The following is a 12,647-nucleotide window of genomic DNA, read 5'->3' on the forward strand; positions in this document are numbered from 1 at the left end:
TTATTGTTGCCGCTAATTCAATGAACGGAGCTATTCTATCTACTATTCATAAGAGTTGTCTCCTACGGCAGTCTTGTCCGCCAGGCTTTTCGTTCAAATTAAAACTCCGCTTTCTTCACCAATCAGAGAAAGTTAAATCACTTCTCACTTTCCAACAAAAGTGGTCCAGCAACTTTTACTCGAACCAAAATTGCTTCTCCTGGTATATAAGCCAATGGAAAGTCTTCCAACTGGATAATGTCGATTCGATGAGGATCTGCGCCAGCTTCGATAGCCGCTTGGATTGCTTCTTGTTTTGCTTCTTCAATCACTTCATGATGCTCGCGGTCTGTAAGCAAGTAAATTTTTTCGCATGTGCCGCTGATGTCTCCGAGTGCTGCACCAATTGCATTTGCCACTCCCGCGTGTTCGGGTCGGATAATTCGGTTGGCTCCTTTTAAGGTTTCAGGCATCAAGGTTGCACCACCGCCCACCAACACGACTGGCACGTCCTCTTTGCTCGTTTTCATACGATCAATTGCTCTTTCTACCATTTCAACAATTTGTGGGTAAATGTCTTGTGTAGGAATCGAAACAAGTTTTTCATCTTGCGTATTCTCCATTCCCAACACACCTACCCCTACCGCGACATCCGTCACAGTTAGCGTTTCACCCCCGAAGATGAGTGCTTTCTCGGGCAATTGATAGCCCACACTTTCAGGTCCGATTTTCCACGCCCCATCTTTTAACGTTACTTGAGTACCGCCTCCTAAACCAAGCGAATAAATATCGGGCATGCGATAATTGGTACGGACGCCTCCGACCTCAACGGCAAGAGAAGTTTGCCTAGGGAACCCATTTGCTAATACGCCGATATCGGTCGTCGTACCGCCAATATCCACGACAATCGCATTGTGCTCTTTCGATAAAAATGAAGCTCCTCGGATTGAATTGGTCGGACCGCATGCGATAGTGAAAATCGGATATTTTTGAGCAAATACATCGGTCATCAATGTCCCGTCATTTTGACCAAAGTAAATTTTCGCATGAATTCCTTTATTAACCAAAGCCTGCTTAAAGCCTTCTGCCACATGCTTGATGACATTTTTAAGTGCAGCATTCAAAATGGTCGCATTTTCTCTTTCAATTAAACCAATCGTCCCAATTTCGCTCGAAAGTGAAATCGGGATAAGCGGTAAATGCTGTTGTAAAAAAGCCGCCACTTCTTTTTCCTGATCTGCAAGAACTGGAGAAAAGACACCCGTAATCGCTATCGAATCCACTGAACCTCTAAACGACTCGACAGTTTCCATTAATTCATCAATTCTAATCCCTGTAATCGGAGAACCGTTAAATTCATAACCTCCATGAATCAAAGCAGTTTTAGCTTGTAATTTATCGACTAAATCTTCTGGCCAGTCGACAAGTGGAGGCACTGTTGTTCCCGAAGGAAGACAAATGCGAATGATGCCAATTCTATTTAACGATTTTCGCTCTACAATCGCATTTGTGCAATGTGTTGTACCAAGGGTTGCTATTTTAATATCGTCCACATTGACGGATGAACTAGCTAGTAGCTCTTCAATTGTCGTTTGAATCCCTGAAAAAACATTCTTTGTGGTAGGCGTTTTTGTACTGCAAATCACTTCATTTTTTGCATTCAACAGAACGCCATCTGTGTTGGTACCGCCAACGTCAATTCCTAACCGTATCATGAAGGCACAAACTCCTTTATCAGTATTTCTAATGGTGTATAGTCATATGGATACTTGAAATAACGCGGGCCTGCCGTCTCAATACCAATTGGCGTCCGCCATCTCTCGTTCGCCGGGAAAGCTACAATGATGACGCGAGCTCCATATCTCAAACCTTCTGTTGTAATGGGCATGCCCGTCTCTTCATCTAAAACAGCAATTAAATCTGGTGTCATAGCAATCGGTTTGTTATTTATTTCAGCAAGAAGATGTTCATTTTGGAAGGAAAGCACGCAAGAATCAAGGTCATTTTCTTCGCTACCTTCAAAAACAGCTTTCCCTCTCGTAAATCCACCCTCGATTCCCCTCTTAATTTCAACTGCTTTTCCTCTAAATAATTGATGTCCATCTAATAATGTAAGCAATAGTTCGATCGGATGCACTGCTCCATTTCGTGGCTGTTTCAGTATCTCGCCTATTTTTTGAGCAAGTGTCAATGTACCAGGAATGACGCTTTTTTTCGCTTGTATACCCGTCACTCCATAATCAGCTACAATTGACGATCCTCCCATCGAGATCGTAATAGTACGAGCAATTTTTTCACTCCAGTGGCCATCTGCCGGTTCAATCGTGACCGTATTTCCTTTTTCATCTGCAATCGTGACCAATTCAGGTTTTAGCCCGTCTAGATGAAAAGTAACCATTTGAGCTTCTGGAAAGGCACGTCCCATTGCATCGCCGTCTAAAATCGGGATGCCTTTCATTGCTGCTACAGCCACGGGAATCAACGAGTTAACCCCACCAATTTCGATTGGCATGACGATATCAATTTTTTTTCCGCTTGCTTTTTCATACGCAATCAAAGGTGCCATTAACATCTCGAATGAAGGAATTTTTTCGACGAGTACACTGGGCGACCCCATCCCGCTAATAGGGACAATCCAATGATCTTCTTTCAGCTCATCCATCGTAATTACTTGAACCGGCCCATATTTACGAATTGCATGAAGAGCCATTAATTTTCCTATATAGGGATCCCCGCCCCCACCTGTTCCAAGTACGGATGCTCCGATTGCAATGTGGTCGATATCTTCTTCATTTAACCACTTCATACTGATTCTCCTTCGTAAATTGACGTTTAATGACAAAACAGAAAATTCCCTGTGCAATAAAAGCGATGATGAAACTATCTAAAGACGGGATTGTTGTCAGTTTAAAAAGTTCCAGTCCAATTGGATTCTCCAATGTCATCCAGCTCACTAAAGTTCCCGTCCCCCAAGCGATCAACGGATATGCTTTGTACTTTGCAGGGGATTCAAATGACAGCATTTTTGCCCCGCCTATATAGTAAATAGCTGTATACACACCGCCAATTGGTGCGATAAACATTGTGATAATACTCAGGAAGTTAATGAAGTTTCCATAAATCCCGAAAACGGCCATAAGCGTCCCAATTGTACCTGCTGCAAATGTTAATTTCGCTTTACTAGTCTTCGTAAAAATAACAGCTAAACCAAGTCCAGAAGAGTAAGCATTACTCGTATTAGTTGTCCACTGTGCCAAAATCAAAACGAGAATACCCGGAATCCCAAGACCGACAGTCAGCATAATCGTCGTCAAGTTATCTTCATTCATGACACGGGATAGAATCATCGCAATGACCAACATAAAACTATTGCCTATAAAGAAACCAAAGAAAGATGCTAAAACTGCATCTTTTTTTGTACGAGCCCAGCGTGAAATGTCCGGTGAAATTACCGCACCTACAACAAAGATGCTAATCACCAGTGAAATGGCCATTCCTATCGAGAATGTATTTTCTACAGGGGCCCCGATACTAGCAGTGCCAAATTTAGTGATCGCCATTCCAACCGCGAGAATCACTAATATGATTAATAGTGGTACAGACCAAGAACTGAGCTTCTCTATTGCACGGTATCCGAACATTGCCGTCAACATCATCAGCAATCCACCTATTCCAGCAAGAAGCGGAATGGGTAATTGAATTCCGATTGCCTCGGAGATAGCAACAGTTGCGTTTTCGGCAAAAAAACCAGCTTGTACACCAAACCACCCCATTAACGAGATCGCAAGAAAAGCCGAAACAATTTTCGCGCCTGAGCTTCCGAAGGCGGAACGAGAAATCATAGACGTTGATAATCCCGTAGCCGCTCCGACGTATGCACAAAATGCCGCTAGAACACCCAATATCAGAGACCCAATTACCACAGACAGCAAGGCATCATTAAAGGCCATTCCTGCTCCGAGTTGTGCGCCGAATAGCATAGCAGATAAATCAATTCCAACAGCAATCCAGATCAGACTAATGGATAACCATTTCTTACGTTCCTGCATCGGTACGACTTCCCGAGCATAATCATTTTGCATCTTCAATCCCCCTCAAAATTAGAGTTGTTAGATGGAAAGCATGTTGGAGTTGCTCAGACAAAGCATTTTCATCGTACATAGTCATTTCCCAAAAGATGCCGTCCATTAGTAAAAGAAATTGTTTTGTTACATTGACACTTTGTTGATCAGAAATGGATGGGTAGTAGTACTTTAAAGAAGTGTTTAGCGATTGTATGAGCCAGTTATCAAATTGCTCCATATGATCTTTTAGAAACTGCTTAATCTCTGGCGGAGGAGAAGTGATCAATGAAATATAGGCCGCCGTTTCTTCTTCTTTCTCTTTATGGTAAGAGACAGTACCGTGCAGCAAACTACAGAAAATCTCTTCTATTGGGGAGTTTTCTACTTCATCCATAATTTTTCTCATCTGACTAAAGTGTTCTTCTAATAACTTCTGGAATGCTGCAATAAATAGAGCTTCTTTGTTTTGGTAAAAAAAGTAGATGGAAGCAGGCTTAATGCCAACTTCTGTAGCAATTTTTTGCATCGTTGCACCTTGATAACCGTAACGTGAATAATGGTAAATGGCCGCTTTTAATAATTTTTCTCTCATTGAGTATCCCCACCTAATAAGTATTAGGTTAATAATACAACGACGCTTTCGAACAAGCAACAACTTTCTGATTTATCTTTTAAAACGTTTTTTCCATACTCGAAAATTAGTATGAAGGACTTAAAATAAGATTTTCATAGTTGTATGAATTGTCAAATCATTCGCGATTGTTTTGTTTGTTCGAGAGTTGTAGTGGTGACTGTCACCACTACAACTCTCACCACTACAAAAGAACTTATACTTTTTTGTTTTCTAACTTGTTTTAATATAGAGAATAAATTATACTATATGAAAATGCGAATCTAGTGGGAAAGGAGAGGTGCAGTTGAAAGTATTTGATATCCATTCAGATCTATTTACGGACATTGCATGGCGAAGGAGTCAGGGAGAAACGAACGTATTCGATCGAATCCATTATCCTCAACTGAAAAAAGGTGGCGTGGATTCGATGATTTGCGTCTTTTGGGTGGAACCTGCTTTCCTCCAGGACCCTATCACCCGTTTCCGATTGATATTCAAACTTGTGATGGATGATTTGCGAACTTCTAAACATGCCAACGTTTGTGTAACTGTCGATGATATGACTGATGCAGTGGGTTCCGGGAAGATTAATCTCTTTTTAGGGGTTGAAGGGATGAGCTTTCTTGAACAATGGGGGCAGCAATCAATTGAAGACAATATTGAAAACGCTTTCGACAAGCTCCATGCCGATAAAATCCGACATACCATCTTCGTATGGAATGAGTGGAATGCCTTGGCAAGTGGAACAGGTTCACCCGATGAGCCAGAAAAAAGAGGGCTAACGAATGTTGGCGAGCTGGCTGTCAAAAAAGCGAACGATTTGAATTGGGTTCTGGATGCCTCCCATTTTGATGAATCCTCTTTTTGGAGTATGCATAATGCCTCTACACAACCGATGATTGCTTCGCATAGTAATGCCTTTGCATTATGCTCGCAGGAACGGAATTTGACGGATGATCAACTGAAAGCGATTGCCGCACGAGGAGGACTCATCGGATTGAATGCCTTTAGCGGGTTTGTGGACAAAGCGAATCCGACGTTAGACCGGTTCATCGATCATGCAGTGTACATAGCAGACCTTGTCGGACCCCAACACCTTGCGTTCGGTTTCGACTTCCTCGATTATTTATCTCCTCATGATTTGGGGGAACCATTTTCAAGCAGCACAAAATGTCTTGAAAACGTCACCAAGGTGCCGGACTTATTAGAGCGCATGACAGTTAGAGGTTTTTCATCAAACGAGCTGGAGGGAATCAGCTTTAACAATGCTTTTGACTACATGAAAAAGATGTTGAAATAGTAAACTACTGGGGGAATAAAAATGTCAAAATCACTTATCCAGCCCGATGATATGATTACACTTTGGGGTATTATCGTGGTGTGGGCTGCAGTAAGTATTTACCTAGAACAGAAGTACAAGTGGGCCGGGCGAATTTCAGGTGCTATCATTGCGCTCATTGGGGCCATCATTTTGTCGAATACAGGTGTAATTCCGACTGAATCTCCAGTCTACGATGCAGTTTGGACGTTCATTATTCCACTCGCCATTCCGTTGCTGTTATTTCACGTTAACTTTAAGAAAATCTGGCAAGAGAGTGGCAGACTTCTCATCCTCTTTTTGCTCAGCTCCATCGGTACAATAGCAGGTACAATTATAAGTTTCTTCTTACTAAAAGATCATATTCCCTATCTCGATAAAATTGGGGCGATGATGAGTGCTTCGTACGTTGGAGGCGGCGTAAACTTTGCAGCGATGGCAGGGAAATTCGAGGCGCCTGGAGAAATGGTTTCTGCGACAATCGTTGCGGATAACTTAATGATGGCACTTTACATCGTCGCATTAATGTTCATTCCATCCCTATCTTTTTTCAGAAAACGTTTTTCGCACCCGCATGTTCTGGAAGTTGAGAGTAATAAGGACGTTGAGGACGGCAAAACATTGGCAGAAGCTTTTTGGAAGCGTAATGAAATTTCCTTGAAGGATATTGCATTATCATTAGGAACTGCGTTTTTCCTAGTCGTTGTTTCCTTTAAACTGGCGGCACTTTTCGGCAGTTTCGTTCCAACGGGTGAAGACGTTTCATTTGGTTTGAATTTATTGCATGGGCTAATTGGCGATAAGTATTTAGTATTAACGACGATTACGTTCTTGGCACTTGCATTGTTCCCTAAATATTTTGCAAGCATTAATGGTAGCCAAGAAATGGGGACTTTTCTCATTTATTTATTCTTTGTCGTCATCGGCATACCAGCATCTATTCCACTTATCGTGCAAAATGCACCACTACTATTAGTATTCGTTGCGATTATCGTAGTCGTCAATTTACTAATTTCATTAACGGCAGGGAAACTGTTCAAGTACGATTTGGAAGAAATCCTACTTGTCAGTAATGCGAATATTGGTGGTCCAACAACTGCAGCGGCAATGGCGATTGCAAAGGGTTGGAAAAACTTGATTGGTCCCATATTAGTTGTCGGGACAATTGGTTATATTATCGGAAACTACATCGGCACTACTTTAGGTATGTGGTTTGCCACGATGATTTAATAATGATGAATCCCGGCGATGAACTGCGCCGGGGTTCATCTATGATATGCTAATGATATTGATAAACTGGAAGAGGTGGATGTTATGTTTGATGGACGTAAGATTCGTCAATTACGGGGTGAACAAAATCTTTCTTTAAAAGAGCTATCCGATAGATCAGGCGTTAGTTTGAGTATGATTAGTCAAATCGAGCGCCGAAACACGGACCCGACGCTGACAACTGTCTATAAACTATGCAATGGGTTAAATATCTCAATTTCCACCTTATTAGGAACAGATGAAGAGACGACGCAAATTGTTCGGAAAAATGAACGTAAAATTGTTACTTTCCCTCAATCTCACTCAAGTTATCAAATGTTAACCCCTATTAATGAAGGAACGATAGAAATGATTATGATTCACTTGGAAGCCGGACAGGAAGATCAGCAGCTAGTCGAACATTCCGGTGAGGAGTGTGGCCTTATCACACAAGGAGAAATGACAATTGTCCTAGGAAATCAAGAGATCATTTTGCATGAAGGCGACAGCATTCGTTTCAATAGCTCAACTCCCCATCGATTTTTCAATCACTCGAAAGAAACAGCTATTTCAATTTGGGCTATGACGGGAAGGGTACTATAAAGAACTTAACCCCGTATTAAATGCGGTCGCCTCAATCATTGAGGAAAAGTACTTGAAGAAATAAAGAATGGATTGTTCACTATCCATTTGAGGGAGTTCCCTTTCTCATTAAAACTAGAGGAGAGGAATATCCCTTTATTTAAAAGCCAACCCCCTTCTTAAGAACTTTATAACGTAGTAACAACGCTGTTAAGCTACGAAGTTTTGTCGTTGTTTGAGTCGATTTACTGCTAATTCAGATGCAATATCTGCGAAATAGGAAATCCTCTTTCAAATAATCCTTTATACGCCACTCAGAACTTCACCCTCGTAGAATTTCCCCTTTCATCAAGCCTCTAGTTGAAGAGATATATCAAATTAAATCTCACTGGTACAAGTCCCTCCATTTTTCAAATTGACTTGGTGACTGTTTGACTTGGTGACTGTCACCACTACAATTCATATGCTATATTCAATACTACAACCTTTATATGACAGGCGAAGTAAAGCATTTTTGAACGATCGTGTCCCACTGAATGCAGCGGCCGGGATTGCTTGACCGATGAAAATATACTTGTTATTCTAAAGCCTTGCTCAATAGAAGAGAATGATTATGATTGGAGGGTTTTGGTTGAACGGTATTGTTATGAAGTTAAAGAAAATAACGCACAAACAAGCCTGGTTTTTCACCATACTGGCCCTTTGTTTTGTTATCTCAGTTGTCTTTGTGAATCACAATCATTCTTTTTATCAGCACCCAATAGCCAAAGTCGTTCAAACCACTCTCGAAGATACCACTCAAGTCACTGATCAAAATAATAATAAAGATACGCTTTTTACTCAACATATTATAGCTAAAGTAATGAACGGGACAGAAAAGGGACAGCAGATTCATATACAGAATGAGTATTCGTCATCAGGTGCTTATGACCAAGCATATCGACCCGGAAATGAACTATTCGTTTCCATCGATAAGAACAAGGAAAAAGGTGCGGCATTAACCGGAACAATCAAAGATGTAAAGCGTGACAAATACGTTGCGATTGTCGCATGGTTTTTTGTTTTCACGTTACTGATTGTCGGTAAAAAGCAAGGATTGTTCTCTGTCATTAGTTTAGCATTGAATGCTGCTTTGTTATCTTTCGCGTTGGATTTATATGTCAACAACTACGGTGTAAGTTTGTTATTCATCTGCAGTATAAGCGCAATTTTATTTACAGTCGTCTCTTTACTGCTCATTAACGGTTTTAATGAAAAAACGTACGCGGGTATTGTAGCGACTCTGCTAGGAACTTTTATTTCGCTCTTTATTGCATATGTTGCGTTATGGGCTACTTCCGAAAATGGACTGCGGTATGAGGAAATGCAGTTTCTTACCCGCCCCTATCAAGCTGTATTTATGGCAGGATTATTCCTTGGGTCCTTAGGTGGTGTCATGGATGTCGCTATAACGATGTCTTCTTCTATCTTCGGCCTGTATGAAAAGAATAACAGCATCTCCATAAAAGCACTGAAAACGTCCGGGTTGGAAATTGGAAAAGATATCATGGGAACGATGACAAATATTTTGTTTTTTGTCTATATAAGCGGCTCAATTCCTATGCTTATTTTGTATATGAACAATGGCGTGCCACTGTCATATGCGCTTTCCATGAACCTATCACTGGAAGTAGCCCGGGCCTTAGCTGGCGGTATTGGAATCGTGTTAGCCATTCCGATCAGCCTGTATGCTTCCATTTTTTTCGTTAATCGAAAGAGGGCACGATCATGAGTGTACAAGTATTGCTGGGAGCTATTTTACTCTTATTAATGGTACTTATTGGCGGTAAAAAAGGGGCACGATCTTTTTTCACCTTGTTCCTAAACTTTTTTATATTTCTTATTACGGTTATTATGATGTCGATACCAAGCGTGAACCCAATTATATTAACTGTAATTGCGTGCATAGCCATTAGTTGTGTTAATTTGTTTTATATTAATGGCATAAACAGTACAACAAAAACAGCATTTATTTCTTCCATGATCACGATTGTCATTTTGCTCATTTTTATAGTAATCGTAACAAAAATGGCGATGATTCAAGGGTTTGGTGAAGAAGAAGTTGAGGAAATCAGTATTTTTTCTCTTTATATCAGCGTGGATTTTGTTAAAGTGGGAGCTGCGGTGATTATTATGAGTGCGATCGGTTCGATTACAGATATCGCCATTTCGATTGCTTCCCCTATGCGCGAATTATTTCATCATGAACCATCTATCAAAAGGAAAGAGTTATTCACATTCGGATTAAGCATCGGGAGAGATGTCCTGGGTACAGATACGAATACATTATTTTTCGCCTTCTTTGGAAGTTATCTGGGATTACTAATATGGTTTAAGGATTTAGCTTATTCTCTCGGAGAAATTGTAAATTCTAAAGTCTTTAGTGCGGAATTAATTACAATATTTTGTGCTGGTATAGGGGTTGCCATAATAATTCCAATTACAGCTTGGACAACTGCCTATTCGTTATTGAAAGTGGAAAAGAGAAAGCAAGGTAACAAACTCTAAAACAATTATGTTCAAAATAAATCCATACACCCCATTTCAGAAGAAATGATAGTTGAAGAATGATGAAAAGCCTTGTAGAGAAAAATCTCCAAGGCTTTCTTTTTTTGATGTGTGCCGTTAACCTTATAATTATTCAGTGGTATGAATGGTGTTTCAATTGCTTTTTTATGTTGAAAACGTAAAAAAGTACTGTCCCAAATTCGAGTCGTTCGAATTGTGACAGTACTTTTTGTTAACGGATAGTTACCGCTCAAGATTATGTTCTTGGACAAACCCTTTTAGAATCTCGCTTAAGTTCGGGCTGCCCACTTCGTCTAAATCATAGTGCACACGTGTACAAGGTTTGTTAATCGAAATGATGCGAGTCAAATCCATCGGTGTTCCAATGATCACTGCATCACAGTCAGCCTTATTGATGGTTTCTTCAAGATCTTTCAATTGCTGTTCACCGTATCCCATCGCCGGTAGGACGTTTCCAATATGTTGGTACTTGTTGAACGTTTCAATTAATGTACCCACTGCAAATGGGCGTGCGTCAATAATTTCTTTCGCCCCTAAACGTTCAGCCGCAACTGAACCCGCACCAATTTTCATCTCTCCGTGCGTCAACGTCGGACCATCTTCAACGACTAATACACGTTTTCCGGTAATACTCTCCGGGTGATCGACCGTGATCTTGGATTCGGCTTTAATGATACTACTGTTCGGACTTGCGAATTTAATATTATTTTCTACAATTTGAATGGCTTCTTTTGTCGCACTATCGATTTTGTTAATGATCGCCACATCGGCTGTTCGTAAACTTACTTCGCCAGGATAGTATTTCAACTCATGACCAGGACGATGCGGGTCAAGGACAGTAACGGCTAAATCAGGCTCGAAGAAAGAGAAATCATTATTTCCTCCGTCCCATAAAATCACGTCACAACCATCCGGGTCGTTTTCAGCGGCCGCTAAAATATCCGCATAATCAACGCCCGCATACACAATATTACCGCGCGCCACATGTGGTTCATACTCTTCCATCTCTTCAATCGTACAATTATGTTTCTTTAAATCTTCTACTGTTGCAAAGCGCTGTACACGCTGTGCGTTTAAATCGCCGTAAGGCATAGGATGTCTGACCGCAATGACTTTTAAATCATGCTCCAGTAACGTTTCGATAATTTTGCGTGACGTTTGACTCTTTCCCGTTCCAGTTCGAACAGCGCAAACGGAAATGACGGGTTTATTGCTTTTTAACTGTGTTTTTTTAGGTCCTAGCAACGTGAAGTCAGCACCCGCCGCATTCACAATCGCACCCACGCCCATTACATCTTCATAACTGCTATCACTATAGGCAAACACACATTCATCAACCTGCAACTCTTCAATCAGCTCCGGCAATTGATCCTGTGAATAAATCGGAATCCCTTCCGGATAGAGTTCGCCCGCTAATTCACTTGGATATTTACGTCCATCTATATCAGGAATTTGAGTCGCCGTAAAAGCAACAACATTATACGCCTCATTATGACGATAAACTGTATTAAAATTGTGGAAATCTCTACCTGCAGCACCTATGATAATCATATTTTTTCTGTTCATAGCAATCTCTCCTATAATCTCAATGTCTTTGTTATAATTATAGATTATATTGCATTTTAATACAATCGGAATTTTTATGAATTGACTGGGTGACAGTCACCCAGTCAATTTAGACACTATTCCGACAACTGATAATCAGATTATGAAGGATCCATTTTTCAGGAAGGGTATCCCAATGAAGGTAGTTTAAATAGATATATACTATTTCAATTTTGTTAATAATCAAAAAGAGGAAGGCAACCAACATATTGATATGGTTGACTTCCTCTATTTCTATATGCGGTTATAGTACGGTTACCAAGTAATTCCCTAACTTTCCCGTCTGGCTTTTGCTGCGAGCCAGTTCCCGATTATAATTAGAGGCTCCGTTTCTAGCTTCATTCTGAACTAATCCATTATTAAAGCATCCCATATAATAATAAAACCATGATGTAGCTATAGAAAAAGCCCACTGTTTCACTGGATTCTAGTGTTTTCAGAAAAACGGCGTTCATCAATTGTTCTTTTTTCAGAAGACGAGAACGGGTCTCTGGTGCAAGAAAGAAATATATTATAAATTATAAGTAGGAATGTTAGAAACCAACCATTCATAAAATTGTTTGGTTTTCATTTTTGTTTCGCTTATTTTAACAATCTGGACATTCCTACAAATAAGAATCCAACGTAACTATTTTACATTTTATTTTAACCACAAACTGTTTGCCTAAAG

At 40.5% G+C, this 12,647-nt stretch carries 10 protein-coding genes; 5 read left to right on the plus strand and 5 right to left on the minus strand.

The features are described 5' to 3' along the window. Window positions 1-137 precede the first annotated feature (137 nt). Genes MKZ11_RS00545 through MKZ11_RS00560 form a run of 4 tightly spaced genes read right to left on the minus strand, consistent with a single transcriptional unit; the run spans window position 138 to window position 4,635 of the window. Window positions 138-1,694 carry a hydantoinase/oxoprolinase family protein gene (locus tag MKZ11_RS00545; RefSeq protein WP_340792133.1) on the minus strand — a complete coding sequence of 519 codons (1,557 nt, stop codon included), beginning with the start codon at window positions 1,692-1,694 and terminating at the stop codon, window positions 138-140. Then, complete coding sequence (locus tag MKZ11_RS00550) at window positions 1,691-2,785, minus strand: DUF917 domain-containing protein (protein ID WP_340792134.1); 1,095 nt, start codon at window positions 2,783-2,785, stop codon at window positions 1,691-1,693. The genes MKZ11_RS00545 and MKZ11_RS00550 overlap by 4 nt, the downstream gene beginning before the upstream one ends. Next, window positions 2,769-4,061, minus strand: a complete 1,293-nt coding sequence (locus MKZ11_RS00555) for a cytosine permease (RefSeq protein ID WP_340792135.1) — start codon at window positions 4,059-4,061, stop codon at window positions 2,769-2,771. The genes MKZ11_RS00550 and MKZ11_RS00555 overlap by 17 nt, the downstream gene beginning before the upstream one ends. Then, window positions 4,051-4,635 (minus strand): TetR/AcrR family transcriptional regulator, encoded by a 585-nt coding sequence (locus tag MKZ11_RS00560; RefSeq protein WP_340792136.1) that lies wholly within the window; start codon window positions 4,633-4,635, stop codon window positions 4,051-4,053. Before MKZ11_RS00560 ends, MKZ11_RS00555 begins: the two co-directional genes overlap by 11 nt. Window positions 4,636-4,960: 325 nt before the next feature. Between MKZ11_RS00560 and MKZ11_RS00565 the strand changes: the two genes are divergently transcribed. The 5 genes from MKZ11_RS00565 to MKZ11_RS00585 all read left to right on the plus strand — a co-directional run bounded on the left by MKZ11_RS00565 (window position 4,961) and on the right by MKZ11_RS00585 (window position 10,351). After that, window positions 4,961-5,956: a dipeptidase gene (locus MKZ11_RS00565; RefSeq protein WP_340792137.1), complete on the plus strand. Its 996-nt coding sequence runs from the start codon at window positions 4,961-4,963 to the stop codon at window positions 5,954-5,956. A gap of 21 nt (window positions 5,957-5,977) precedes the next feature. After that, the gene (locus MKZ11_RS00570; RefSeq protein WP_340792138.1) at window positions 5,978-7,204 is read left to right on the plus strand and encodes a DUF819 family protein; all 1,227 of its coding nucleotides are present in this window, start codon (window positions 5,978-5,980) and stop codon (window positions 7,202-7,204) included. A gap of 84 nt (window positions 7,205-7,288) precedes the next feature. Beyond that, complete coding sequence (locus tag MKZ11_RS00575; RefSeq protein ID WP_340792139.1) at window positions 7,289-7,825, plus strand: helix-turn-helix domain-containing protein; 537 nt, start codon at window positions 7,289-7,291, stop codon at window positions 7,823-7,825. 625 nt (window positions 7,826-8,450) lie between these two features. Beyond that, the gene (locus tag MKZ11_RS00580; RefSeq protein ID WP_340796871.1) at window positions 8,451-9,575 is read left to right on the plus strand and encodes a YibE/F family protein; all 1,125 of its coding nucleotides are present in this window, start codon (window positions 8,451-8,453) and stop codon (window positions 9,573-9,575) included. After that, window positions 9,572-10,351: a YibE/F family protein gene (locus MKZ11_RS00585; protein ID WP_340792140.1), complete on the plus strand. Its 780-nt coding sequence runs from the start codon at window positions 9,572-9,574 to the stop codon at window positions 10,349-10,351. The genes MKZ11_RS00580 and MKZ11_RS00585 overlap by 4 nt, the downstream gene beginning before the upstream one ends. A 243-nt stretch (window positions 10,352-10,594) precedes the next feature. Here MKZ11_RS00585 and MKZ11_RS00590 read toward each other — a convergent pair whose 3' ends face one another. Next, window positions 10,595-11,938 (minus strand): cyclic 2,3-diphosphoglycerate synthase, encoded by a 1,344-nt coding sequence (locus MKZ11_RS00590; protein WP_340792141.1) that lies wholly within the window; start codon window positions 11,936-11,938, stop codon window positions 10,595-10,597. Window positions 11,939-12,647 lie beyond the last annotated feature (709 nt).

Source organism: Sporosarcina sp. FSL K6-1508, assembly GCF_038007465.1.
In the GTDB taxonomy this organism is placed as follows: Bacteria; Bacillota; Bacilli; order Bacillales_A; family Planococcaceae; genus Sporosarcina; species Sporosarcina psychrophila_B.